21 protein-coding genes are annotated in these 24,435 nt (G+C 65.0%); 12 read left to right on the top strand and 9 right to left on the bottom strand.

Features of this window, described 5'->3' with window-relative positions; translation table 11 throughout:
* Positions 1 to 114: 114 nt before the first annotated feature.
* The gene (locus tag A3K89_RS14935) at positions 115 to 1,758 is read right to left on the bottom strand and encodes a DUF222 domain-containing protein (RefSeq protein WP_068427332.1); all 1,644 of its coding nucleotides are present in this window, start codon (positions 1,756 to 1,758) and stop codon (positions 115 to 117) included.
* A gap of 237 nt (positions 1,759 to 1,995) precedes the next feature.
* Between A3K89_RS14935 and A3K89_RS14930 the strand changes: the two genes are divergently transcribed.
* The 3 genes from A3K89_RS14930 to A3K89_RS14920 are packed head-to-tail and all read left to right on the top strand — an operon-like array spanning position 1,996 to position 5,861.
* Positions 1,996 to 3,069, top strand: a complete 1,074-nt coding sequence (locus A3K89_RS14930) for a TDT family transporter (protein ID WP_068427362.1) — start codon at positions 1,996 to 1,998, stop codon at positions 3,067 to 3,069.
* Positions 3,066 to 3,851 carry a putative protein N(5)-glutamine methyltransferase gene (locus tag A3K89_RS14925; RefSeq protein ID WP_254303541.1) on the top strand — a complete coding sequence of 262 codons (786 nt, stop codon included), beginning with the start codon at positions 3,066 to 3,068 and terminating at the stop codon, positions 3,849 to 3,851. Before A3K89_RS14930 ends, A3K89_RS14925 begins: the two co-directional genes overlap by 4 nt.
* A gap of 57 nt (positions 3,852 to 3,908) precedes the next feature.
* On the top strand, positions 3,909 to 5,861 hold the full coding sequence (locus A3K89_RS14920) for an ABC transporter ATP-binding protein (RefSeq protein WP_068427331.1): 1,953 nt from the start codon (positions 3,909 to 3,911) through the stop codon (positions 5,859 to 5,861).
* Here A3K89_RS14920 and A3K89_RS14915 read toward each other — a convergent pair.
* The 3 genes from A3K89_RS14915 to A3K89_RS14905 form a co-directional block, all read right to left on the bottom strand.
* Positions 5,777 to 6,769, bottom strand: a complete 993-nt coding sequence (locus tag A3K89_RS14915; RefSeq protein ID WP_068427330.1) for an ABC transporter substrate-binding protein — start codon at positions 6,767 to 6,769, stop codon at positions 5,777 to 5,779. The two genes, A3K89_RS14920 and A3K89_RS14915, sit on opposite strands and share 85 nt — an antisense overlap.
* Before the next feature lie 143 nt (positions 6,770 to 6,912).
* Positions 6,913 to 8,127: a lipase family protein gene (locus A3K89_RS14910; RefSeq protein WP_068427328.1), complete on the bottom strand. Its 1,215-nt coding sequence runs from the start codon at positions 8,125 to 8,127 to the stop codon at positions 6,913 to 6,915.
* Positions 8,128 to 8,336: 209 nt separating this feature from the next.
* Positions 8,337 to 10,658 (bottom strand): ATP-dependent DNA ligase, encoded by a 2,322-nt coding sequence (locus A3K89_RS14905; RefSeq protein WP_068427326.1) that lies wholly within the window; start codon positions 10,656 to 10,658, stop codon positions 8,337 to 8,339.
* Between the two features lie 60 nt (positions 10,659 to 10,718).
* Here A3K89_RS14905 and A3K89_RS14900 point away from each other — a divergent pair, with 60 nt between their 5' ends.
* Entirely contained in the window at positions 10,719 to 11,153 is a 435-nt protein-coding gene (locus A3K89_RS14900; protein ID WP_068427324.1) for a type II toxin-antitoxin system Rv0910 family toxin, read from the top strand.
* Positions 11,154 to 11,218: 65 nt separating this feature from the next.
* On the opposite strand, the gene A3K89_RS14895 is transcribed toward A3K89_RS14900, so the two are convergent.
* On the bottom strand, positions 11,219 to 11,632 hold the full coding sequence (locus A3K89_RS14895) for a hypothetical protein (protein ID WP_068427323.1): 414 nt from the start codon (positions 11,630 to 11,632) through the stop codon (positions 11,219 to 11,221).
* On the bottom strand, positions 11,625 to 12,005 hold the full coding sequence (locus tag A3K89_RS14890) for a hypothetical protein (RefSeq protein ID WP_068427321.1): 381 nt from the start codon (positions 12,003 to 12,005) through the stop codon (positions 11,625 to 11,627). The genes A3K89_RS14895 and A3K89_RS14890 overlap by 8 nt, the downstream gene beginning before the upstream one ends.
* Before the next feature lie 207 nt (positions 12,006 to 12,212).
* Here A3K89_RS14890 and A3K89_RS14880 point away from each other — a divergent pair, with 207 nt between their 5' ends.
* From A3K89_RS14880 to A3K89_RS14845, 8 genes are all read left to right on the top strand, one after another.
* Positions 12,213 to 12,737, top strand: coding sequence for an MSMEG_0572/Sll0783 family nitrogen starvation response protein (locus A3K89_RS14880; RefSeq protein ID WP_068427316.1), 525 nt, complete (start codon positions 12,213 to 12,215; stop codon positions 12,735 to 12,737).
* Between the two features lie 9 nt (positions 12,738 to 12,746).
* Positions 12,747 to 13,802, top strand: coding sequence for an MSMEG_0568 family radical SAM protein (locus A3K89_RS14875; protein ID WP_068427312.1), 1,056 nt, complete (start codon positions 12,747 to 12,749; stop codon positions 13,800 to 13,802).
* A complete protein-coding gene (locus A3K89_RS14870; protein WP_068427311.1) occupies positions 13,802 to 15,193 on the top strand; it encodes an MSMEG_0567/sll0787 family protein in 1,392 nt (463 codons plus the stop codon). Before A3K89_RS14875 ends, A3K89_RS14870 begins: the two co-directional genes overlap by 1 nt.
* Positions 15,190 to 16,083 (top strand): carbon-nitrogen hydrolase family protein, encoded by an 894-nt coding sequence (locus A3K89_RS14865; RefSeq protein ID WP_068427310.1) that lies wholly within the window; start codon positions 15,190 to 15,192, stop codon positions 16,081 to 16,083. The genes A3K89_RS14870 and A3K89_RS14865 overlap by 4 nt, the downstream gene beginning before the upstream one ends.
* Positions 16,076 to 16,369: an MSMEG_0570 family nitrogen starvation response protein gene (locus A3K89_RS14860; protein WP_068427308.1), complete on the top strand. Its 294-nt coding sequence runs from the start codon at positions 16,076 to 16,078 to the stop codon at positions 16,367 to 16,369. The genes A3K89_RS14865 and A3K89_RS14860 overlap by 8 nt, the downstream gene beginning before the upstream one ends.
* The gene (locus tag A3K89_RS14855) at positions 16,366 to 17,622 is read left to right on the top strand and encodes an MSMEG_0569 family flavin-dependent oxidoreductase (protein ID WP_068427306.1); all 1,257 of its coding nucleotides are present in this window, start codon (positions 16,366 to 16,368) and stop codon (positions 17,620 to 17,622) included. The genes A3K89_RS14860 and A3K89_RS14855 overlap by 4 nt, the downstream gene beginning before the upstream one ends.
* Positions 17,623 to 17,626: 4 nt before the next feature.
* On the top strand, positions 17,627 to 18,463 hold the full coding sequence (locus tag A3K89_RS14850; RefSeq protein ID WP_068427304.1) for a carbon-nitrogen hydrolase family protein: 837 nt from the start codon (positions 17,627 to 17,629) through the stop codon (positions 18,461 to 18,463).
* Between the two features lie 63 nt (positions 18,464 to 18,526).
* Entirely contained in the window at positions 18,527 to 19,606 is a 1,080-nt protein-coding gene (locus A3K89_RS14845) for an MSMEG_0565 family glycosyltransferase (protein WP_068427302.1), read from the top strand.
* Here A3K89_RS14845 and A3K89_RS14840 read toward each other — a convergent pair.
* From A3K89_RS14840 to A3K89_RS14830, 3 genes are read right to left on the bottom strand one after another with little or no spacing between them, the layout of a single operon-like run.
* Positions 19,573 to 20,577 (bottom strand): adenylate/guanylate cyclase domain-containing protein, encoded by a 1,005-nt coding sequence (locus A3K89_RS14840; protein WP_068427299.1) that lies wholly within the window; start codon positions 20,575 to 20,577, stop codon positions 19,573 to 19,575. The two genes, A3K89_RS14845 and A3K89_RS14840, sit on opposite strands and share 34 nt — an antisense overlap.
* The gene (locus A3K89_RS14835) at positions 20,570 to 21,997 is read right to left on the bottom strand and encodes an HAD-IB family hydrolase (protein ID WP_068427298.1); all 1,428 of its coding nucleotides are present in this window, start codon (positions 21,995 to 21,997) and stop codon (positions 20,570 to 20,572) included. The genes A3K89_RS14840 and A3K89_RS14835 overlap by 8 nt, the downstream gene beginning before the upstream one ends.
* The gene (locus A3K89_RS14830) at positions 21,994 to 24,333 is read right to left on the bottom strand and encodes a glycerol-3-phosphate 1-O-acyltransferase (RefSeq protein ID WP_068427297.1); all 2,340 of its coding nucleotides are present in this window, start codon (positions 24,331 to 24,333) and stop codon (positions 21,994 to 21,996) included. Before A3K89_RS14830 ends, A3K89_RS14835 begins: the two co-directional genes overlap by 4 nt.
* Positions 24,334 to 24,435 lie beyond the last annotated feature (102 nt).

Raw genomic sequence — 24,435 nt, 5'->3', positions numbered from 1 at the left:
CTCGGCCGCAGCAGTCATCGACGGGTACTCCCCGCCGTGGGTCTCCAACAACCGCAACGCCCGCGCACGGACCTCCGGATCGATCTTCTTAGGCATGTGCTCATCCTTCCTGACTCAGAAGGAAGCGGCATCAAACCTGGGGTGATTCAAGGCGTCGATCGTGGCGGTCAGGGCGGTGTCGCGCCCGGCGAGAATGGGCGTGCGGGGACGCCGGGAGCCTTGTCGGGGTCCGGGTCCGGGTCCGAGTCCGGGTCCGGGTCCGGGCGTCGGGTGGGCCGGCGGTAAGGGCGGTGCGGGACGTGTGCGTCCGCGGGTGAGGATGCGGCGGGCGCGGGGAACGAGTGGGCTCGTGCCGCGCGGTGCGGGTGGTGGCGGGTTGCCCGGTTCGTCTGAATCGCACTGTCCGCTAATGTTTTCGGGCCGTCCACCGGCTTCGGGCCCACCGCTGTCTGTGGGACCGTCGGTGCCATCGGGCCCGCCGTTGTCCTCGGAATGACCACTGTCTGCGGGACCGTCGGTGTTCGGGTCGTCGTCGTTCGGCCTGTCGATATCGCCGGTGGTGTTCTCTACTATGTCGCGGTTCTCGGCTGCGTCGTCGTCCGGTGTTCTGTCGTCGTCGACAGGCTCTTCCTTTTCGGGCTCGTGCACCTCGGATGCCTGCCCGGTGCGCTCCGGTTGTGCTGCAGCCGTTGCTGTTTCATCGCTGTCGCTGTCGCTGTCGCTGTCGCTGTCGCTGGTGGAGTTGTGGTGGGCGCGTGCGAGTTCGAGAGCCTCGGTGAGGAAGGCTTGCCAGTGTGCGTCGGTGGCGAGTAGGCGTGCGGTGTCGGCGTCGAGGACGGTGCCGTCGGAGAGGGTGGCGGGGGTGTCGGTGAGGCGTAGCAGGGTTTCGAGGTCGACGATGACCTGGATGAGTGGTTTCGGCCGGGCTGGGGTGCGGTCGGCGGTGGCTGCTGCGGGGCATTCGTCGGTGCGGCAGGTGCAGGCGAGGGCGTCTTCTTGGTGCATGAGCGCGACCAGGGCGTCGGCGCGGAGTTGCCGTTTGGTGCGGGGATCGCGGTCGCAGACGGTGGCGGCGAATTGGTCGAGGATGGCGTCGATTTCGGCGGCTTCGACGGTGGTGATCTTGGCGAACAGTGATGCGGTGCCATCGGTGTTGCGGCGGATGTTGACCGAGCGTTCGTCGGCGTCGGCGCGGGCGCGTGCGGCGGTGGCTTCGTCGGGATTGTGGTCGAACCAGTGTCGCCAGATGTTGTCGCGGAGTGAGCGTGGGGTGCAGCGGTGGGCGGCGGCGAGGATGTCGGATTCGAGGGCGGCGACGGTGTCGTCGCCGGCGCGGGAGAGGGTGAGGGCGATGGTGCGGACGCGGGGGTAGTCGAGATCTCCGGCGGTGAAGGCGGCGTCTATGGCGGGCAGTCGCTGGGCGAGTTCTTCGCCGGTGGTGATCATGTCGCGGGTGATCTGGCGGGAGAGTGAGAGTGCTACGGACGCTTCGGTTTCGGCGGCGAGGCGGGCTTTGTAGATGTCGGGTTCGGCGACGCCGTATTGCTGTGGTCCGGTGGGAGTGTCGTGTTCGAGGCCGTAGTCGTAGATCGCGGCTTCGGTGGAGATCCGTAGGTCGAGGAGGTCGTGCACTCGGTGCACGGTCGCGGCAGCGGCTATGTTCTCCTGGCGGCGCAGGTCGGTGAGGGTGGTGAGCATGTCGGCTGCGGACGCGTCGGCGTCGCGTCTGATCTGTTCGAAGCCCCCCGGCATGTCCATGCCCACCATGATACTCGAACGCATGTTCGAACACAACCAAGACCGCGCATTCCAATTCTTCGAATCTTGCCGCGCCCCAACCGGTTACCATCGCGAGGTCGAGTATCGGTCGTGCGTGCGAATGTATAGCGGGCTATACATTCGCGCGCACGTGGAGGGCCGGCCACAAGAAACGGTTGTGGCTACACAACAGCATGACCTCTACCGGGAATGCCCCTCGCCGACGACGGTGGAACCATGACCGCAGCTGTTCTCGCCGACGCGCCCCTGGGATTGTTCCGCGACCTCGACCGTCCTGGCCGCGTGCTGGAACACCTCACCCCGAACTGGTTCGCGTCCATCATGGGAACCGGCATCGTCGCGAACGCCGCGGCCACGCTTCCCCTGCACTCTCCGATTCTGCATTCTTTCGCCACCGTGGTCTGGGGAGTCGCGGCAACCGCCCTCGTCGCGCTGACAATTGCCTTCACCGCGCACTGGATCCTGCATGTCGACAACGCTCGCGGTTACGTCGCGCATCCGGTCATCGGCCTGTTCTACGGCGCAATCCCGATGGCGCTGTTGACCGTCGGCAGCGGAACAATCCTTCTCGGCAAGGATCTACTCGGCATCACTGCGGCTCTCTGGATCGCCGGAACGCTCTGGACCATAGGAACTCTCGCAGGAATCGCGACCGTGCTGTGGATTCCGGTTCGCGCGCGGGGGCACCGTCTGCCCGCGTTGCTGATGCCCGTCGTGCCTCCGATGGTGTCGGCGACCGGGGGAGCGATTCTGGCGCAACACATCCCGAGCGGCACGGTCAGGACTGCATTCCTCGCCCTGTGCTACGCCCTGTTCGCGCTCAGCCTGACCCTTGGTGCGCGGATCATGGTCACGGTCTGCGGTGAGCTCGTGCATCGGAGAACGCCACCTGTGCAGGCGATTCCGACGATCTGGATCACGCTGGGCCTCGTCGGCCAGTCGGTCACCGCGGCCAATCTCTTGGCCGCCGATGCGGGCAGCGACTGGCTCCACGACGTCGGCGTCCTCTACGGAGTCGCGGCAGGCGCGTTCGGCATCGTCATGTTCGCCGTTGCAACCTGTCTGACCGTGACAGCTGCCCGCAGCGGCCTCCGGTTTTCCATGACCTGGTGGAGCTTCACGTTCCCGGTCGGCACCTGCGTCACAGGCGCGACCGCACTGGGGGCCACGTTCGGTGCACTGAACATCGTCGCCGTGGGCCTCTATGCACTGCTCGTCACGGCATGGGCAATCGTTGCCTGGGGCACCGTGCGCGGTACGGTCAGTGGCCGGATATTCCTACCGGCGTGAGCACTGGGATACAGTCGAGCATCGACTCCCACCAGGCCATCACCCGCACGCTCCGCGCCGCCGGATGCGTGTACGCCGAGGACGAGGCCGCACTTCTCCTCCAGGCGTTCACCGGTGATCGGCTCCTCGAGATGGTGTCCCGACGCGTGGAGGGCACCCCCTTGGAGCAGATCCTCGGGTGGGCAGAATTTCGTGGACTCCGTATCGTCGTCGAACCCGGCGTCTTCGTGCCCCGACGTCGCACGGAACTCCTCGTCGAGGAGGCACTCGCGCTCCGGCCGACGACCGTCGTCGACATGTGTTGCGGATCCGGGGCAGTCGGGGCGGCGCTCGAACACGAGCTCGGGCACCTCGACCTCCACGCCACCGACATCGACCCCGTCGCCGTCCGGTGCGCTCGCCGCAACATCGGTGCGGGCCACGTCTACCAGAGCGATCTGTATTCTGCTCTGCCGCAACACCTTCGAGGCTACGTCGATGTCATCGTCGCCAATGCGCCCTACGTCCCCACCGACGCCATCGCCTCGATGCCGGCCGAAGCGCGTGATCACGAACCCCGCGTCGCGCTCGACGGCGGATTGGACGGACTGGACTGGCACCGCCGCATCGCCGACGACGCCCGGCAGTGGCTCACCGACCGCGGTCATCTCCTGATCGAGACCAGCGTCGGTCAGGCGAAGGGGACCGTGCAGATCATGCGCGGTGCGGGGTTCGACGCACGCATCGCCCATTCGGACGAACTCGACGGGACCGTTGTCGTGGGCGAGGTCAGGACTGCGTGAACCGGTCGAGCATGGACCCTTGACCTCCACCTAAGTCGAGGTTCTACGGTTTCAGGCATGAGCATGGAAGTCACCGCCTGGAACCAGCTGTACCGGACGATGCACGCGTCGTCCGGTACAGCTCGTTTCAATGCCGACACCGCCCGCAGAATCCTCGCATTCGCCCGACCGCACAAAACCAAACTGGTCGGCTTCGTGCTGCTCAGCGTCGTCCTCGCGGTTCTCGCCGTCGCGACACCCGTGCTGGCAGGGCGGGTGGTCAACGCGATCGTCGACGGTGCTTCGTTCGACATCGTTCTCCGGCTCTCGCTGTTGATCGCTGCCATCGCCGTCGTCGACGCCGCGTTCGGTCTGTTGAATCGGTGGCTGTCGGCGAACATCGGCGAAGGCCTGATCCTGGACCTGCGCACCGCCGTGTTCGACCACGTGCAGCGTATGCCGATCGCGTTCTTCACTCGCACCCGTACGGGCGCACTCGTCAGTCGACTGAACAACGACGTCATCGGTGCGCAGCGTGCATTCAGCGACACGTTGTCGGGCGTCGTCAGCAATCTTGTGACGCTCGCCCTGACGTTGGTCGTGATGATCGGAATCTCCTGGCAGGTAACCTTTCTCGCGATGCTGCTGTTGCCGGTCTTCGTGATCCCGGCGAGTCGGATGGGTCGTCGACTCGCGCGGTTGCAGCGGGAGGCAGCGGCACACGACTCGGCGATGAGCACGCAGATGACCGAGCGGTTCTCGGCTCCGGGCGCGACATTGGTCAAACTCTTCGGGCAGCCCGACTTCGAGTCCCGTGAATTCGCAGTGCGGGCATCCAGAGTCCGCGACATCGGCGTGCGCAGCGCGATGGTGCAGACGGTGTTCGTCACCGCGCTGACGCTGGTGTCGGCCCTGGCTCTCGCGGTCGTCTACGGGCTAGGTGGCTTCTACGCTCTGCGCGGACAGCTCGATCCGGGATCGGTTGTGTCGCTCTCTCTTCTGCTCACCCGGCTGTACTCGCCGTTGACCGAACTGGCGAGCGCACGCGTGGAGGTGATGAGCGCACTGGTCAGTTTCGAGCGCGTCTTCGAGGTGCTCGACCTGGTGCCACTCATCCAGGACAAGCCGGGCGCCGTCGCGTTGCCTGACGCGCCGGTGTCGGTCGAGTTGAGGGACGTGCGCTTCGCCTACCCGTCGGCGGACAAGGTGTCGCTCGCGTCGTTGGAGGAAGTGGCGGCGTTGGACACGCGCGGCGGGGAGGAAGTCCTGCACGGTGTGTCGTTTCGGGCCGAGCCGGGGCAGATGGTTGCGCTCGTCGGCACCTCCGGCGCAGGCAAGTCGACCATCGCGCAGTTGGTGGCCCGCCTCTACGACGTCGACGACGGCTCGGTGAGGCTGGGAGAGAACGACGTTCGTGATCTGACCGCCGAATCCATCCGCGACGCAGTGGGCATGGTGACCCAGGACGGACACCTGTTCCACGACACGGTCCGCGCCAACATCGTGCTGTCGCGGCCCGACGCGACCGAGGAGGAGGTGTGGGACGCGCTTCGACGCGCGAGGCTCGACGGCTTGGTGAAATCCTTGCCCGACGGACTCGAGACCGTCGTCGGCGAACGCGGTTACCGGCTGTCCGGTGGTGAAAGACAACGGCTGACCATTGCGAGACTTCTGATCTCCCGGCCGAAGGTCGTCATTCTCGACGAGGCGACGGCATCACTGGATTCGACGTCGGAAGCCGCGGTTCAGGCCGCCCTCGGTGAGGCGCTTGCAGGCAAGACGTCGGTGGTGATCGCACACCGCTTGTCGACCATCCGCGCCGCCGACATGATTCTCGTCGTCGAAGATGGGTCGATCGTCGAGCGCGGAACGCACGAGGAGCTCCTCGCGGCGAGAGGCCGCTACGAGGAGCTCCATCGGACGCAGTTCAGTGTGTCCGGCTCGGATCAGACGGCCGGTGCCGGAACCACGGTGGCCGGGTCGTTGTCCGCGGCGGCGGCCAGCATCGGTGCGAAACCGTCGATCGCGTAGTTCAGCGACAGGGGGCTCGAGTATCCGAGTGCCGACGGCAGGTCCTCGCTGAACGCACCGATGTACGCGGTGCGATCCTGTGAGACGACGTTCAGCGCAGCGAACAGCGGGTTGGCGAGCAGCTGCTCACGACTCGCGCCGGCCATGACGAGTACGTCGGTGTCGAGCTTGTTCAGGTTCTCGGGGCTGATCGTCTCCGTCACCGCGGGGATCTCGAAGCCGAGGTCCTTGAAGAACAGCGCACGGATGTCGTCCTCGCCGAGCACGAGGTAGCTGCCGTCGCCCATGTCGAAGCCGAGCGTCAGAGTCTTGCCGGCGAACTGCGGGTTCTCGTCCTGGGTCGTCTGGAACTTCTGCTCCAGCTCGGCCGTCTGGTCGGCGGTCTCCTGCTCCTTGCCGAGTGCCTTGCCGATCACCTCGAACTCCTGCTGCCACGTGGCCGCGGGGACGTCGTCGTAGCCTCCGATGTCGGCGATCGTGGGTGCCATCTCGGACAGCTGGTCGTATTGGCCCTGCTCGATGAACGAGTACGGACCGAGTATCAGATCGGGTGCAGCGTTCGCGATCTGCTCGAGGTTCAGTTCCTCGGAACCGACCTCGGGGATGTCGGTGCCACCGAGAGCTTCCTGCGCCCAGGGACGGTTCCGGTAGTCGTAGCTGAGGTTGCCGCGCGTCGCGACGGGCTTCACGCCGAGTGCGAGCACGAAGTCCTGCTCGTTGAAGCCGATGGTGACGATGCTCGACGGTTCGCTGTCGACGGTCGTCTCACCGAAGTGGTGGGTGATGATGACGGGAAAAGCGCCGGACTCGTCGGAGTTGGTCGACGACGAGCTGTCGTCGGACGAACAGCCGGCGACGAGCGCGACTGCTGCAGCGCCTGCGGCGATGCGGAGGTAACTGGTGCGCACTGTGGGACTCCTCGCGTAAGTACGAAATGCGAGGTTAGCCTAACCGATCCCCGAGGTCATCGAAATTTCAAGGGCCGGAAGCGAGGGACGCCCTCGGTCACTTGGGGTGACCGAGGGCGTCCTTCGCTCGTGTGGTTGCCAGTTCAGCAGTTGCTCGGCGCAGGAACGCCGTTCAAGCGGGCGTCGATCCATTCGAGAGCCTGTGGAAGCCCGAGCACCGCGGCGGTGAGGTGATCGTTACTGGGCACCTGAACCTCGGTGACCGGGACACCTGCGGCGCAGTAGCGGCCGAGGGTGTTGGTGATGGACGAAACCGGGATGAGTGCGTCCGTCGGGCTGTGCCACTCGAAGTAGGGAGCCTTCGGAACGCCCGGGTAGAGCTCGACGCTGTTCTCGTTGACCGCGTCGACCATCTCGGGGCTGTCGATGAGGCTGAGCGAGTCGGCGACGATCGTCGCGCTCTTGCCTGCGCCGACCCGAATGATGTCGTTGGTGCACGCGTTCTGCACTTCGGCGGCCATCTGCCGGCCCAGCGGGTTCAGCTGTTCGCTGATCGGAATCCGAGTCGGGTACTCCCGCTCGAGTCCGAGCGCCGCAGCGAATGCGAGGCCGAACACCGGATGCGGGTTGAAGCCCAGATCGCGAGCCATGCGTTCGAGGTTCATCGGCGCACCGCCCGCAGCGCTGCCGACGATGTTCAGCTCGGGTGCGTAGTCGTTCTGCAGTGCGGCCGCCCACGCCGTCGCCATGCCGCCGCCCGAGTAGCCGGCGAGCGCGACTCGGCTCTGCTGCACCTGAAGCGGATCGAAGCGTTGCGTCGCACGGATGCTGTCGAGGACGATCTGGCCGCCCATCTTGGCTGCGCCGTACGCGCTGTTGGGGCCGAGGTGATCGGCGATCGCGACGGTCCATCCACGCTGAAGGGCAACGTTGAGTGCCGGAGCCTCACGAATCATCAGGTTGGGATCGGAGGTCCAGAGTGCCTGTGAGGGAGCGCATTCCAAGCCCAGTGCATTGATGATGTGTTGGTACGACAGCAGAGGCCCGTTCGGTGCCTTGTTCTTCGGAGCCATGACCGTGTTGACCGCGGCGATCGGATTGCCTGCGGAGTTGGTCGACCGGAAGCGCAGCTGCCACACGTCGACGTCGAAGAAACCGGGAGGTGGCGGCATCGGCCTGCTGGAGATGATGTCACCGGGGTTCAGCGCATCCAGACCAGGAACCGGAGCGTAGAACACATCGGCAATGGGCGTGGGCTCCAGCGGAATCGCCGTAGCAGGTGCTGCGGTCATCAGAGTCGAACACATGACCGTGGCTGCGGACACGACCGCTGCCCCGATCAGTTTGTAAGCGCGCATAGCGTCAAATCCCTCCCGACAAAGCTTCGTTTTCCCGTGCGGGAGACACAGTCCGACCGCACCCCCTGCAGCGCCCGATCGAGAGAACGCCGCACCAGGTGCGATATAGAAAAAGTGACCCCGCTCGTTACGCTCCCCCCGGAAACGATGTTCGAAAGGGTACGCAGCAAGAGATTTTATGGCAACCGCGAGAGGGCTCGAGCGCGCGCCTAGGAATTGTGCTCGATCACTACGTCTTCCGGCTTCTTGTCCTCACGAATACCGCGCCAACTCGGATGCCTCAGATGCATCGAGTCGGTCCATTCGAAGAACCGGACCTCACCGACGAGAAGCGGCGTCACCCACACTGCATCCTTTCGGTCGGCCGTCGGGAGGGTCTCTGCGAACGGCGATCCATCGGTCTGCAACGGAGACAACTCCGTGCTCAGACGGTCGAGTGCCTGTTCGCTGAAACCGGTTCCGACGCGGCCGAGATAGCGCAGGCCACCCTCGTCGGGCACACCGACGAGCAGCGAGCCGATACCGTCTCCCCGGCGCCCGCGGCCGCGTCGCCACCCGCCGATGACCACTTCCTGAGTGCGCCAATTCTTGGACTTGATCCAGGTTTTCGCGCGTTTGCCGGGTTGGTAGATCGAGTCGGACCGCTTGGCGACGACGCCTTCCAGTCCACGCTCGATGCTCGCGGCCGCCGCCTCGGCCGCCGTCGACGGCAACAGTTCCGGCACGATGACCGAATCGAGGCCCGTCGTCAGCAGCTCGAGAAGTTTGCGCCGATCCGAATACTTCTTGCGCAGCAACGACGTTCCGTCGAGATGCAGCAGGTCGAACGCGATGAAGTCGACGTGCTTGCCGGTGCTGTTCTGCAGCAGTTCGAAACTGGAGATGCCGTCGGCGTCGAAGACGACTGCTTCACCGTCGACGATGGCCTCGTGGTCCTTCAGATCGTCTGCGAGAGCCTGAAATGCACGGAAGCGCTCGGTCAGGTCCTTTCCGGTCCGAGACGTCAGCTTCATCTCGCCGTACGAGAACTGTGCGACGACGCGAAAGCCGTCCCACTTTCCCTCGAAGGACCATTCGCCGTCGGGAAGGCCGAGGACGTCGCCCGCGGTCGCGAGCATCGGCGCAACATTCTTCGGGAGATTGCTTTCGGGTACGCCATTGTTCGACGGATGTTCATCGTCGGGCGACGGAGACTGCTCCTTCATCAGGTGCATCAGCCATTGATCGCCCTTGGTCTTGATGAGAGCGAAACGGCCTTTCGCCTTGGCTCCCGACAGGACGACGATGACTTCGTCGTCGCGCCATTTCTCGAGTTCGTACGTACCGCTGTCCCAGATCGTCACCTCTCCGCCGCCGTACTCGCCCTTCGGGATGCTGCCCTCGAACGTCGCGTATTCGAGTGGGTGGTCCTCGGTGTGTACGGCGAGGCGGTTCTGCGTCGGGTCGTCGGGAATGTTCTTCGGCACGGCCCAGGAGACGAGGACGCCGTCGTGTTCGAGTCGGAAGTCGTAGTGCAGGCGTCGGGCGTGGTGCTCCTGGATGACGAACGTGTCGTCGTTCCCGCGCGGTTCTCCTCCGGTCGGTATCGGCTCGGGCGTCTTCGCGCGGCTGCGCATGCTGCGGTACTTCGTGAGTTTGTCGGGCTCGGCAGAAGCAGTCTCCACGTCGCCCAGGGGCGGGTCCAGATCGGCGAGTAGGTCTCCCTGGTCCTGATAGCGCTCGAGCACTTCCTCGTACCGCAACTGCGTGAGGCCGGGAGATTCGAGTTCCTCCCACGTCCGGGGAGCGGCGACGGTCGGTTCCGATCGCGCACGCATCGAGTACGGCGCGACCGTCGTCTTCTTCCCGTTGTTCTGCGACCAGTCGACGAAGACTCGGCCGGTCCGCTTCGCTTTGGCCATCGTCGCCGTGACGCGGTCGGGTGAGCGCTCCTCGAGAATCGTCGCGACGTGCTTCGCGACGGTCGATGCTCCCGACGACGTCAGTGGCTTGTCGAGCGGAACGTAGAGGTGAATGCCCTTGCTGCCGCTGGTGACCGGATACGCGGTGAACCCGATGTCGGTCATGAGGCCGCGGATTTCGCAGGCGATCTCGGCGCAGCGGGCGAGGTCGACGTCGTCGCCCGGATCGAGGTCGAAGACCATCCTCGTGGCCAGGCCCTGCGCATCGCCGTCGAAACGCCACTGCGGGACGTGTGCCTCGATGGCGGCCTGCTGCCCGAGCCACGCGAGATCCGCGGCTGTGGAGAACAACGGATACACGACGACGCGATCGGAGTGCTGCATGTCGCGTCGTTCCAGCCAGTCCGGCGCCGACGATGCGAGATTCTTTTCGAAGAACGACGGCTGATCCACCCCGTTCGGCCACCGCTTCCGCGTCACGGCACGGCCGGCCAAGTGCGGGAGCATCGCGGGTGCGATCGAGGTGTAGTACTCGATGACCTGGCTCTTCGTCGTGCCGGTCTCGGGGAACAGCACCTTGTCCAGATTGGTGACCGAGAGCTTTCGGCCTGCGATCTCGAGCGTCGCCATTTCCCCAGGCTAGTCACTGGTCAGGTTTGGCCGCGCGCGAGAAGTGCCAATCTCGGGGGTATGGCGACGATCCGAGTGACCGTGAACATGCCCGAAAATCCTCAGGGTGCCTGGGACAAGGCGTCCGCGCTGAACCGCTTCGACGAATGGATGACGATCCACGGTGGTTGGTGCAGCCCGCCTCCCGCGACGATCGAGAAGGGCACCGAGGTCGAGTCGCTCGTGAAGGTCAAGGGCTTCCGGAACACCATCAAATGGACGTTCACCGAGTACAAGGAGCCCGAACTCATCGAGATGTCCGGCCGCGGAAAGGGTGGCATCAAGATCGCGATGACCATCCACGTGCGCGAGAACCACGAGGGCGGCTCCATTCTGACGCTCGACGCCTACTTCGGCGGCGGGGTCCTGTTCGGGCCCGTCGGCAAGGTCGTCGCCAAGGCCCTCGACACCGATGTCAAGCAGTCGGTGGACAATCTCGCTGCACTCGACACGTGAGTGCGAATACATAGCGTCCTCGGGTCGCTTCGCAGGCTCCGCTCCTGCCCGCTATACGTTCGCGCTCACAGGCGGCGGGTCCGCCGTATCCACCAGAGCCCGGCGACCGGGAGCACCACGGGAATGAAGACGTATCCCTGACCGAAGTGCGACCACACGGTCGCGTCGGGGAAATCCTGAGGCTGGATGTAGCTGAGCGCACCGATGGCGAGGACGCCGACGAGCTCGATGATGCAGGACACCGTCACGACTCGGCGCGACGCCTCGGTCGCGCGTGCCAGCCCGACCGTCGCCACGATGTAGATGACCGCCGCGAGCGCCGACAGGATGTACGCGAGCGGGGCGACGTCGAAGCGTGTCGTCAACTGCACGATCGACCGTGAGGTGGCGGCGACGGCGAACACCGCATAGACGGCGATGAGGAAGCGACCGAAGCCGGTGCGGGTCGCCTCCTGAAGGCGGTCGGGAGTATCAGGCATATCCGGCCCATATCTGGCTGAGACGCAGCACCATCGCTGCGAGGGTGGTGACGGCGACGAGCAGCACTGCGGTGCCGCCGCGTGAACGATCACCCAGTGACCACCACGTACCGATCGGCAGCAGCAGGAGCAATCCGATCAGGTACGCGCCGAACGTCAACCGGTGAATGTCGCGGTCCGAGGTGAACATCATGACGAATCCGATGATCGCCTGGAGCAGGACGACGGCCTCGGTTGCGGAGATCGCCCAGAACAACGCGCGGTCCGATGCGTTCTTCAGGAGCACCGGCTTGCCCAGCACGAGCTTGACGAGAACCCAGAGGCCGACGGCCAGTGACATCACGTACAGCAAGCCGGTGACGGCGCCGATCATCGTTACCTCTCGGTGGCCTCGGGTGGTGTGGACGCATCCCAGGGTATCGGGGTGCGCGTCGCCCCAGCGGTGAGGCCTTCGAAACAGTGCGTTATTCCGGGCGTGACCACTCGGAAATGGATGTCGCCTGTACTGGTCACATGGCCGAGGAGCACCTCCGACGCCATCCTCTTCTCCTCACGCACACGACCCTCAGGAGCCGACGCAGTGTCCGACATCGACAAGACAATCGCCGAGAACATCCAGAAGTCGCTCGGAGAGATTCCGCACCCCTCGTTGCCCAAGGGCAGCAACATCTACGGTTCCACCAAGATCTTCCCGGACTACAAGGCAGAGAACGGCGAAAGCTACTTCACGTTGGTGCACGGCATCGCGCACGAGTCGTCGGTCAGCTTCGTCGCCGTGCTGCAGGCAACGCGCGCTCTGCGCAAGGGTTTCGAGTCGGCCATGTACTTCTACGGCCCCGGCGCGATCAATTGCCTTGCGACACGGGGATTCCCGACGACGGGCGATTCCGGCTTCCCGGGTGAGCAGAACATCAACGACTCGCTCGCGACGTTCATCGCCGAGGGCGGAACGGTGTTCTGCTGCCGCTTCGGTCTCGCACTGCACGGTGGCCGCGAAGAAGACCTGATCGAGGGCGTCATCCCGGCGCATCCGCTCGACGTTCAGGACGCGCTCATCCACTACGCACGCAAGGGCGCAATCATCAACTCGACGTACATGGTCTAGGAGCTTGTTATGTCTGTCGGTGTGCGAGTAGATCTGGCGCTCCTCGGGATTCGAGGTACGCCACCGGTCAACAGAACGGCCGGCGCCGGGCCCAGCGACGACGGGCATGTCCGAATCGATGGCCTCGGCGCGGCCATCCCTCGAAACCTGTCGAGCCCGTACGTTCTCGACGGAGACCGAATATTGTTCGACGGCAACGACATCGGAGTGGACATAGAGGCCGTCTCCCGGCCGAAATTCTACGATCTCGAGACCGCCGACGGGATTTCCTACGAGAAGATCGCCAAACTGCACGGCTCCAGCGTCCTCGCGACGACGGTCATGCAGACCTGCATCCGGTACGACCCCGAACAACGGTGCCGCTTCTGCTCCATCGAGGCGTCACTCGACGCGGGGGACACCATTGCCGTCAAGACGCCGGCGCAGCTGGCCGAGGTCGCCGAAGCCGCCGTCCGACTCGACGGCGTCACCCAGATGGTCATCACGACCGGCACGTCGGCGGCGAAAGACCGTGGTGCGCGGCACATTGCGCGTTGTGTCGCAGCGATCAAGGCAGCTGTTCCCGATCTGCCCATCCAGGTGCAGTGCGAGCCACCCGGCGATCTGCAAACCATCACCGATCTGCACGACGCGGGTGCCGAATCCATCGGGATCCACGTCGAATCGCTGGACGACGACGTTCGCCGAAAGTGGATGCCGGGCAAAGCAACAGTCCCGATGGACGAATACCGGGCGGCATGGGCCGAAGCCGTCCGCGTGTTCGGACGAAACCAGGTGTCGACCTACCTTCTCGTGGGCCTCGGCGAGGACCCGGACGAATTGGTTTCGGGTGCAGCCGAACTCATCGAGATGGGTGTCTACCCGTTCGTCGTTCCGTTCCGGCCGCTCGCAGGAACGTTGGCCGTCGACGTCGACCGTGCGGTCGCACCGAACCGTGACGTGTTGGAAGACGTGACGCGCCGCGTCGCCAAGGAACTTCAGGCCGCGTCGATGCTCGGTACGGACCAGAAGGCAGGCTGTGCTGCGTGCGGTGCCTGCAGTGTTCTCCAGAATGCGGGTGGCTGATGTACACCGACTTGGCCGGGACCGCGGTCGCGACGTCGCAGGCCCCGTTCCTGATCCACGAATGCGGTGGCGCAACCGAACTCGACGCGTATCGACGCCTCAGACGCGACATCTTCGTCACCGAGCAGGGTCTGTTCACGGGTTCGGATCACGACGACGTCGACGACGACCCGCGTACCGTCGTCCTGATCGCCCGCAGCGCCGACGGCATCGTCCTGGGTGGTGTCCGCCTTGCGCCCTGCACGGCACGGGATCTGGGATGGTGGGCAGGCAGTCGTCTCGTCGTCTCGTCCGACGCCCGCGCATCCGGCGTCGGACCTGCATTGGTCCGAGCGGCGTGTGCGCACGCCGAGAGCCACGGCGTCCTGAGATTCGACGCGACGGTCCAGAGACAGCACGAGAAGCTGTTCACCAGGCTCGGCTGGGTCCGGCGCGGCGACCTCGACATCCACGGTGCACCGCACGTCTCGATGAACTGGCCGATCGACCGGATCGAACGACTGGTGTCGGCGACCAAGGCCATGCTCGCGGGGGTACTTGCGCCCCTGAAGGCGCAGCCACTGGGGCTGGGCGCCAGAGGCTTTCGCGGAGACGACGGGGTCCCGGTGCCCGGAAGCGACGTCATCGCCGCATGTGACGCGATCATCCCGTCGATGGTCGATCGGGATCCCGAGTGGGCCGGATGGTGTGCGGCGCTCGTCAACTTGAACGATCTGTCGGCCATGGGTGCCCGAGCCGTCGGCATGCTCGACTCGGTCGGAGCGCCCACACAGTCCAGGCTCACGCGCATCATCCGGGGTCTTGCCGATGCGTCGCAGGCGTGGCGGGTTCCGGTGCTCGGTGGCCACACCCAGGTCGGGGTTCCGTCGTCCCTGTCGGTCACGGCGCTCGGCAGCACGCCGTCGCCGGTCCGCGCCGGCGGTGCTGCTGCCGGCGACGTCCTCACCCTGACCGCGGACATCGAGGGCGGATGGCGTCGCGGATATCAGGGACAGCAATGGGATTCGACGTCGCGACGCACGTTCGGAGAGCTCGACGAGATGGCGTCCTTCGTCGCCCGCACCGCACCCAAGGCGGCCAAGGACGTGTCGATGGCCGGTCTCGCCGGTACGACGGGCATGCTCGCCGAAGCGTGCGGTACCGGAGCCGTACTGGATGTCGCCTCCATCCCCACGCCGACCACTGCCTCGATGGGCGAATGGATCACGTGCTTTCCAGGGTTCGCGATGATCACCGCGGACCGTCCCGACGCGTCGCTCGCGTCGTCGGGACCTGCAGTCTCCGCTCGCTGCGGAGAGCTCACCGACATTCCGGGCGTCGCGCTGCGATGGCCCGACGGAATCACCACTCGCGCAGTCGCATCGACTGTGACCGGATTGGGAGAAGCATGAACATCCACACGAACACCGTCACGATTTCCGTGGCCGCCGCCGAGTTCGGCCGCGACATGGAACAGGGCTACAGCACCATCGCGGCGCTACTCGAGGAAGCGCGTCACCGCGGAAGCCAACTCCTGGTACTTCCCGAGGCCTGCCTCGGTGGGTATCTGCCGAGTCTCGGGGGCGGGGACGAGTCTGAGGAATCGCGGCAGCGTCGGCTCCGAAGCTTGCCGCCCGCACTGGAACTCGACGGTCCCGAGTTGAAACGCGTCATCGACATGGCCGGTGACATGGTGGTCACCCTCGGGTTCTGCGAGAAGGACGGCGATACTCGCTACAACGCGGCCGTGACACTGAACGGCGACGGCATCCTCGGTTCGTACCGCAAGGTGCACCAGCCGCTCGGTGAAAACCTCTGCTACGACGCGGGCGACGCCTACGAGGCGTTCGACACTCCGGTCGGACGCATGGGCATGCAGATCTGTTACGACAAGGGATTTCCCGAAGCAGCACGGGAACTCGCACTCGACGGCGCCGAGATCATCACCTCCATCTCGGCTTGGCCGACCGCACGGACTGCGACGACGTCGAACATGGAGGACGATCGCTGGAAGCAGCGCTTCGACATCTACGACCGCGCCCGGGCATTGGAGAACCAGGTGATCTGGGTGGCCGCGAACCAGGCAGGCACGTTCGGTTCGCTTCGTTTCGTGTGCAGCGCGAAGATCGTCGGGCCGGGCGGTGAAATCCTCGCGGGCACAGGCGTCGAGCCGGGATTGGCAACGGCAACTGTCGACGTGGAGGGCCTTCTCGGTGCGGCGCGCGGAGGCGGTATGTACAACCTCCGCGATCGCCGTCCGTCGGTGTACAAGACGATAACGAAAGAGCCGGTCCATGCCTGAGATGAGATTCCAGGTCCGATGGCCGGATGGACGTGAACAGTCCTGCTACTCACCGTCGTTGGTGATGCACGACTACCTCGAACCAGGCGCGGAGTACCGGGTCGACGAGTTCGTCGAGCGGACGTCGGAAGCGCTCACGGTGGCCGGTGATCGCGTGCTGGCGAAGTTCGGGATGCGCTGTACGTCCGCCGCGCAGCAGATGGAGGAAATTCGCGACGTCGGTGCCGCATATACGGACGGCGGCGCCGTGAAAATCCTGAGTATGACGGGAGCTGAGTTGCTGTGAGAGAGACACATGAGGTGGTCGTCGTCGGCGGTGGGCAGGCCGGTCTGTCCATCAGCTGGCACCTGACACAGCGCGGAATCGAACACGTTGTGCTGGAGGCGAATACGATCGCACACGAGTGGAAGGATTCCCGCTGGGACAACTTCACGCTCGTGACACCCAACTGGCAGTGCGTGCTCCCCGGGTTCTCGTACGACGGTGACGATCCCGACGGTTTCATGAAGCGTGACGAGGTGTACGACTTCGTCCGGCGGTATGCACGAAGTTTCGACGCCCCCGTCCGTGAGCACGTCACCGTCACGTCGACGCGGCAGGGAATCGGGGGTGGCTTCGACATCGAGACCACCGCGGGGCCGATGCACGCGGACCAGATCGTCGTCGCCATCGGCGGATACCACGTCCCGACCATTCCGCGGTTCGCCGAAAAGCTCCCGAAGGACGTCCTTCAGATCCACTCGTCGCAGTATCGGGGTTCGCACCAGTTCCCCGACGGCGACGTACTCGTCGTCGGCACCGGACAGTCCGGCGCCCAGATCGCCGAGGACCTGCATCTCGACGGTCGCCGCGTGCACCTCGTTGCCGGTACCGCGCCACGCGTCGCACGCTTCTATCGTGGCCGTGATTGTGTCGCGTGGCTGCACGACATGGGCATCTATGATGTCTCCATCGAGGATCAGCCCGGTGGCGTCGGCAAACGCGAGAACACGAACCACTACGTGACGGGTCGCGACGGTGGTCGCGACATCGACCTGCGTGCGTTCGCGACCGAGGGCATGCAGCTGTACGGCAGGCTTCTCGGCGTCGACGACGGTGTCCTGCAGTTCGCGCCGACGCTGGAGGCGTCGCTCGACGCGGCCGACGCCGTGGCCGAGAGCATCAAGGACAACATCGACGCGTACATCGCGCGTGAGGGCATCTCCGCGCCCACCGAAGAGCGATACACGCCGGTATGGCGTCCGGAGGTCGAGACCACCGAACTCGATCTGGCCGACGCGGATATCACTGCCGTCGTCTGGTCCGTCGGCTTCCGTACCGACTACCGCTGGCTCGAGGTCGGTGCGTTCGACGGCAAGGGGCATCCCACGCACAATCGTGGCGTCAGCGCGGTGCGTGGCCTCTACTTCCTCGGGCTCCCGTGGCAGCACACGTGGGGATCGGGTCGGTTCGCGGCCGTCGCGCGTGATGCCGAGTTCCTGGCCGATCAGATCGGTCTGGAAATCAGTGCGGCACAACCGGACAAGTCGATGGTGTAGCTCGGTGACGTCCATCAGGATAGGCGCTCTGGCAGCACATTTCGGTCGCGATGTGCCTCGCGCGGTCTCGAAGATCACGACGATCGTCGAGAGCGCGAAGCGCGACGGAATCGACCTGCTCGTGCTGCCCGACGCCTCTCTCGGTGGATACATCGACAGCCTGCGCAACCCGGACGTGTCCGAGCTTCCGCCGACGCTCGACATCGACGGCCCGGAGATCGGGGCGATCATGGCAGCGGCCGGTGACCTCACGGTTTGCATCGGATACACCGAACTGTCGAACGGGTTGCGCTACAACGCTGCTGCGTGTCTGACGGGTGACGGTGTGCTCGGCAGTCACCGCAAGGTCCATCAGCCCGTGGGTGAGTCGCTGGCGTATGCGGCGGGCGATCGCTTCGAGGCCTTCGACACCCCTGTCGGTCGCATGGGCATGCTCATCGACTACGACAAGACGTTTCCGGAATCCGCTCGGGCACTTGCATTGGACGGTGCTCGCATCATCGCAGCGTTGTCCGCGTGGCCGGCGAGCGTGACCGACCGGGCGTCGAGTCTGCCGAACGACCGCCAGTCCCGCCTCTTCGACCTGTACGACGCGGCCCGCGCGGCCGAGAACCAGGTCGTGCTGGTGTCGTCGAACCAGACGGGTGTGATGGGGTCGTTGCGGTTCCTGGGGCAGGCGAAGATCGTCGGCCCGGGTGGTGACGTCCTCGCGAAGACATGGTCCAAGGGCGGACTTGCGGTGTGCGACATCGACGTCGACGCCGAGGTCGATCGTGCCCGTCGGGTGCTGCATCACCTGAAGGAGCGCCGGGTGGATGCGTACGGGGGCGCGTCGACATGAGAGTTGCCCTGGGAGTGGAGCCTGCGGAATGACCCGAATAGCCCTGGGAGTGGAGCCTGCGGAATGACCCGATTAGCACTGCTCACGTACTCGTCGAAACCCCGCGGAGGCGTGGTGCACACGTTGCACCTTGCGGAAGCGTTGGCGCGCACCGGTGTCGACGTGACGGTCTGGTCCCTCGGACGCGGCGGCGACAACGCGTTCTTCCGGCGGGTCGACCCGTCGGTCTCGATCAGGATGGTTCCGTTCGAGGCGCGAGACGACGAGTCCGTCGGTGACCGTATTCTGCGGTCGATCGATGTTCTGGGACAGGCGTTCTCGAACTCCGATTACGACATCGTGCACGCGCAGGACTGTATCTCTGCCAACGCCGTCGGGCCGTGCATCCGGACCATTCACCACCTCGACACGTTCACGACGCCCGCGCTGGCGGCATGCCACGAACGTGCCGTCGTCGAACCGTACGCCCGCATCTGTGTCTCGGCAGCGGTGGCCGAGGAGGTCCACCGGGGGTGGGGCGTCGAGCCGACGGTCATCCCGAACGGTGTCGACGCGGGGCGGTTCGAAGCAGCGGCGGCGTCGGGCGGCACCGAGTGGCAGCAGAAGCTCGGCCGTTACGTGCTCGCGGTCGGCGGTATCGAGCCGCGCAAGGGATCGATCGACCTGCTCGACGCGTTCGCCCGCCTGAATCGTCCCGACCTGTCTCTCGTCTTCGCCGGCGGGGAGACGCTGTTCGACTACCGCGACTACCGTCGTCGATTCGACTCGTACGCAGCGCAGTTAGGCATCGAGCCCATCATCCTCGGAACCGTCGACGACGACGAACTACCGCACCTCGTCGCACAGGCGTCGGTGCTGCCGTTCTTCTCGACGAAGGAGGGGTTCGGACTCGCCGCGATGGAAGCGCTCGCAGCCGGGATTCCCGTCGTCGCACGGGATCTGCCGGTGTTGCGCGAGGTGTTCGGCGACGCGGTCACGTATGCGTCGGAACCGAAGTCGATGGCCGATCAGCTCGCAGCAGTACTGGATGGGCCGCGTGACTCGCAGGCTGGGCGGTTACTCGCCCGGAGTCTCACTTGGGACGCTGCGGCGCAGAAGCACCTCGACTTCTACCGGTCCTTCTTGTTGCGGCGCAACGCATGAGGCTTGAGCTTGTGGAATCCGCGCACACGTAGCGATCGAAGCGACTTGACGTAGAATTCGGCGTCTTCCTGAAGAATCTCGGCCATCGTCGTGTCCACGAGGACGGTGCCGGGGTGTGCCGAACTGGTCAGTCGCGCAGCGATGTTGACCGTGGAGCCGTACAGGTCGCCGTAGCGGGCGAGGACGGGCCCCCAGGCGAGCCCGACGCGCAACTCCGGCATGTCCTCTTTCGCCTCGTAGGCGTCCTGCAGGTCGAGCGCGATGTGCGCGGCGTCCTCGGCGGTCTGCGCGCTGAACATCACCTCGTCGCCGACGTTCTTGATGATCGAACCACGTCCGCGCGCAATGATGTTGGAGGCGATCGACTCGAATTCCTCGAGCAGCTCGGTCAGTTCGTCGACCCCGATGCGGCGCGTCAAGCTCGTGTACCCGACCATGTCCGCGAACCCGACGGCCACGGTGCGACTGGTCGTTTCCTCGCCCGGATCCGCGATGGACCGGCCCGCCGTCGCCGCGAGGTGGCGTCGCCACGTGTAGGACTGCAACGCTTCCAGCGTCGGGACGGTTTGTGCGGCAACCTCTCTGGCGTTCTTGCGCACTGCGTCGATGTCGGCGCCTTCGGTCGACCGGTCGTGGATATGGCTGTTGACGACACCGACCTGCCACTCCGTCAAGCGCGACATGGCCTGCCCGAGCGTGCGCGCGATAGCGACTTCCATGTCGGGTTCGATGACGTTCTGCTCGGTTAATCCGGTCAGCAGGCGGAGGGCGTCGAGATCGGCGTCGGTGTAGACCACTGCCTCGGGATCGGTGTGCAAGGGAAATCCCATGGCCGTCCACAATTGGACGACGCGCTCGAGGGGAATTCCCGACTTCTCGACGATGTCCATTCGAGTGTATTTCGGTGTTCCCCCGAGGAGAGTCTTCTCGATCTCCCGCTGTACTACGAAACTGATGTCACTGTCAGGCATGTCCCAACGTTCTGTCGAAGAAGGATCGGACGTCGTCGATATAGCTGTCGATCTTCTCGGGGACCCAGTCCTCGGTGGAGATGGGTTCCCCGACGGTTACTCTGACCGTACCCGAATGGGCGGTGAAGTCCTTCTTCCACATGACGTCACCTGCGTTGTGGATGACGATCGGGACGATGGGAACGCGCGCCTGCATCGCGAGGTGGAATCCGCCTTTCTTGAAGCGGCCGAGACGAGACGTCGGCATCCGTGTTCCCTCGGGAGCGATGGCGACGGAGATACCGGAGTGCAGCTTCTCGATGGCGGGTTTCATCGCTTTCCGTGCCTGCGCGGGATCGCCGCGATCGATGTAGGCGACGTCGAACATCGCGCCCAGCAACGCGAACCGGATGTCATGCCCCAGTTCGCGTTTGGCGACGGCGGTGATGTCCTTGCGAAGGATCGACGCCACGATGACGGAGTCCGCGGTGCTCTGGTGGTTGAACATGAACACCGCCGGTCGGGCCGACCACGCGTTCTCGGTGCCGGTGACGTCGAGCTTGATGCCCGCGATCGTCAGGGCTATGTCCGGGGCGATCGTGGAGGTGATGTTGGCGCCGGTGCGTCTGCTGCGCGTCAGCAGGCCAAGTCCGAGGCCGAGACCTGCGCTCGCGAGCACCGATCCGAGCGCGGCCGTGCTGCGCACTGCCGACACGAGGTCGGTTCCCCGCTTCGGGTTCTGGAGCCGGAGGATCGGCCAACCGACCCGCGTGGCGTGCCGCGTCATCTCGTCGTCAGGATTGAGCGCGACGGGCAGGCCGACCTCGGACAGGAACGGAATGTCCTCGCCACCGTTGGAATAGCCGAAGCATCCGGCGAGGTCGAGGCCCTCCCCCGCGGCGTAGTCGGCCACCGCCTGTGCCTTGCGCGGACCCCACAGCGAACTGCCGACGAGCTCGCCCGTCAGAACGCCGTCGACGACGACCGGTGTGGTGCAGAGGAGTTCGTCGACCATGAGGTCTTCCTGGACCGGGATCGCCTGGTACGGCGTCGCCGACGTCGCCATCACCACGCGATGGCCTGCACGCCGATGAGCCTCGACGAGAATGCGAGCCTCGGGGTAGATCATCGGCGCGATGTCGTTGCGGAACAACGCGTATGCCTGTTCCATCAGGTCTGCTTCGCGACGGCCTTCCAATCCCCTGACGGCCTTGCCCATCAGATTGTCGACGGGCGAGCTCTTCATCCGCATCTCGACGACGGCACTCGAGATCTCCCACAGTTCGTGCACGGTGACGTCGAGCGTCTTGAGTCGTTCGAGAAACACCGCTTTCGCGGAGAACCCGTTGATCAAGGTGCCGTCGAGATCGAAGAACGCAGCGGTGTCGGGTCCGGTAGGTGCGTCGGCGATGGCGCGTAGTTGCTCGGCCAGATCGATCATCGAACCTCGTCCCCACTCTCGTCGGACACCGTGTCGTCGGCCATCGGGCCCGGAACGTTCAGCGGGTCGACGTCGTCGAGCATGCGGTGCGCCATGTCGCGGATGACGCGTGCCTTGCGTGCCCACTCGTTGATCTCGCGTGCGAAATCTCGTCGACGCTGCGCAAGGTTCTCCCCGCCGGGGTCGACGAGCTTACGGTTGTCGGCCAATTGCAGTGCGGTGTCGAACAATTCGCCCGAGATGGCCTCGCTGTGATCGAGTTGCTGTCGCAGTCGCCTGGCCTGAGCGGCACCGAGGCACTGCGCAATGAACGACGGCTTGTCGAGTTCGGCGTCCACCGGGAGGAGCAGGAGTTGGTCGGCGACGACCTGGTACGCCTCGAGAATGGGCTGCAGCACGCGGTGCGCGAGGTGTAGATCCTGCATCTCGATCTGGCGCGCCGCATACTCCGGATCGGCGAGATTGTCTCGCCAGTCGGGATCGATCAGCGCGACCTCCGCCTCCAGTCGCTGCCCGAAGTCCTTCTTGTCGCCGAAGAAGAACTCGAACTTCAGCAGATCCCGCAGTTCGAGCGCAGCCTTCCACATCGATTCCGGCGTCGACGCCTCGGTCTGATCTCGGTCGGGAAGCACGACGAGTTCGCCGATGGCACGCATGACGAAGTAGTGAATCGCGTTGTTGCGGAAGAACGCGGCGACGAGATGCTTGTCCTGCGCCAGGTAGAAGACCGGTTCGGGTCCGTCGTCGAAACGCTTCACGACGCCCGCGTTGACCTGGGCGACGACGGCACTACGCACGACGTCGACCTCGCTGATGTCGACGCCTCCAGCCGTCGGGAGGCCTCGTTTCTGCATGTAGCGTGCGAGCGGCGAGATGATCGCCCACATCTCGTGCACGTTGAGCGCACGATCCTCGATGCCCAGCAGCGCCATCGTGACGAGCGCAGCGGGCGTCACCGGAGTCGTGTCGTTGATGGCGTGGGCGACCGTCAGCGCGATCTTCTGGACCGCGACGCGTTTGTCGTCGTTCTCGGCGAGGATCGATCGCACCGAGATGGGTTCGGCGAACGTCAGATACACGTTGCCGCGCAGCTTGCCCTGCGCGCGGATGTACCCGATCAACATGCGGATGCCCTCGGCCTGCTTCTGTGCCCCGTGCGATTCGGCGGCCATCGCGCCGACCTCGTGCAGGCGGTCGTACGTGATGGACGTCGGGACGAGATAGACGTCCTCGGCGTCGCTGCTCTCGAGCGCGTCGACCAGATAGGTCAGCAGACCGAACCGCGGTGGTCGCAGTTTGCCCGTGCGGCTGCGTCCGCCTTCGATGTACCACTCGAGGTTGAAACGTTTGCCGAGCAGGAAGCTCATGTACTGCCGCAGTGTCCACTTGTAGATCTCGTCGGAGAACTTGCGCTGGATGAGTACGACGCCGCTGCGTTTGGCGATGGGTCCGAGCGGCCAGAAGCCGACGTTGATGCCGCCCATCACGTGGTTGAGGGGAAGGCCTTCGGTCAGCAACGCCGGACGCAACACGAGGGGGTCGAGGTACGAGCGGTGGTTCGGCAGAAACACCAACGGATAGTTCTTGTTGAGTTCGCGGACCTTCGCCAGGTCGGTGCGGTCGACGTCGACGCGGTACGCGCGGGAGAAGTAGGCCCCGAGCGTTCCCCACATCTCGACGGCTCGACGGGTTTCCGTGGCCACCATCTCGTGCAGGATCTCGTGCACTCGACGGTTGACGTCGGCGACGCTTTCGCCGACCTCGGCGGCGAGTTCCGCGATGCCGTCGTGAAACTTCTTCTGTTCCGTCATGTCCTCGACGACGAACCGAGGAATCTTGTACTCGGAGCCGATGACGTCGCGTTCGGCCTTGTCGAGTGCCAGCGTGGCCTGCCTGCAGATGAACGACGACAGCGACTTGCCGCCGGTGCGATCGAAGCGAGTCTCGAGTTCGGTGAGTGTTGCCGGAGCACCGATCAGCACCTCGGAACGGTCGGGGTCGTCGCCCTGCACCCAGCGTTGCCACACCCGCGTGGGCTTGGAGTTGCCGCGCGGCGCGAACATTCGACGCAGCAGCCCGTTGCGCTTCTTCTCCGTGAGCGTGACGCGCAACGGAACGAGAAGAGGATCGTCGCCGACGGTGCGAACCGTCTCGACGATCTGATGTGCGCTCTCTCCGAACAGAACTATCGACGGCGGCCGCGTCTCGCCGTCCGGAGTGGTCGAATCGATCCACTGATTCAAAGCCTGGACCTCGAGGGTCGATGCCGCGTCGAGAAGATAGACCGGCTGGCCCTCGTACGTTTTGCTCTGCGCGCCGGCATCGACGTGATACATCGAAATCCCTCCCGTTCAGCACCCCGTAAACAGGTACGCCGTCAGGTTACGCGTGACGCGGCCCACACGAAGGAGGTTCGTCGTTGATGCCGACGTGCGGCG

It is taken from the genome of Rhodococcoides kyotonense, assembly GCF_001645385.1.
GTDB classification, from domain to species: Bacteria; Actinomycetota; Actinomycetes; order Mycobacteriales; family Mycobacteriaceae; genus Rhodococcoides; species Rhodococcoides kyotonensis_B.
Note: the sequence above shows the minus strand (reverse complement) of the source record. Positions and strands in the feature narration are given on the sequence as shown.

Coding starts and splice junctions, on each gene's coding strand:
- A3K89_RS14935 (WP_068427332.1), bottom strand. CDS start 1,758: ATGGACATGCCGGGGGGCTTCGAACAGATCAGACGCGACGCCGACGCG.
- A3K89_RS14930 (WP_068427362.1), top strand. CDS start 1,996: ATGACCGCAGCTGTTCTCGCCGACGCGCCCCTGGGATTGTTCCGCGAC.
- A3K89_RS14920 (WP_068427331.1), top strand. CDS start 3,909: ATGAGCATGGAAGTCACCGCCTGGAACCAGCTGTACCGGACGATGCAC.
- A3K89_RS14910 (WP_068427328.1), bottom strand. CDS start 8,127: ATGCGCGCTTACAAACTGATCGGGGCAGCGGTCGTGTCCGCAGCCACG.
- A3K89_RS14905 (WP_068427326.1), bottom strand. CDS start 10,658: ATGGCGACGCTCGAGATCGCAGGCCGAAAGCTCTCGGTCACCAATCTG.
- A3K89_RS14900 (WP_068427324.1), top strand. CDS start 10,719: ATGGCGACGATCCGAGTGACCGTGAACATGCCCGAAAATCCTCAGGGT.
- A3K89_RS14895 (WP_068427323.1), bottom strand. CDS start 11,632: ATGCCTGATACTCCCGACCGCCTTCAGGAGGCGACCCGCACCGGCTTC.
- A3K89_RS14890 (WP_068427321.1), bottom strand. CDS start 12,005: ATGATCGGCGCCGTCACCGGCTTGCTGTACGTGATGTCACTGGCCGTC.
- A3K89_RS14875 (WP_068427312.1), top strand. CDS start 12,747: ATGTCTGTCGGTGTGCGAGTAGATCTGGCGCTCCTCGGGATTCGAGGT.
- A3K89_RS14870 (WP_068427311.1), top strand. CDS start 13,802: ATGTACACCGACTTGGCCGGGACCGCGGTCGCGACGTCGCAGGCCCCG.
- A3K89_RS14865 (WP_068427310.1), top strand. CDS start 15,190: ATGAACATCCACACGAACACCGTCACGATTTCCGTGGCCGCCGCCGAG.
- A3K89_RS14860 (WP_068427308.1), top strand. CDS start 16,076: ATGCCTGAGATGAGATTCCAGGTCCGATGGCCGGATGGACGTGAACAG.
- A3K89_RS14845 (WP_068427302.1), top strand. CDS start 18,527: ATGACCCGATTAGCACTGCTCACGTACTCGTCGAAACCCCGCGGAGGC.
- A3K89_RS14840 (WP_068427299.1), bottom strand. CDS start 20,577: ATGCCTGACAGTGACATCAGTTTCGTAGTACAGCGGGAGATCGAGAAG.
- A3K89_RS14835 (WP_068427298.1), bottom strand. CDS start 21,997: ATGATCGATCTGGCCGAGCAACTACGCGCCATCGCCGACGCACCTACC.
- A3K89_RS14830 (WP_068427297.1), bottom strand. CDS start 24,333: ATGTATCACGTCGATGCCGGCGCGCAGAGCAAAACGTACGAGGGCCAG.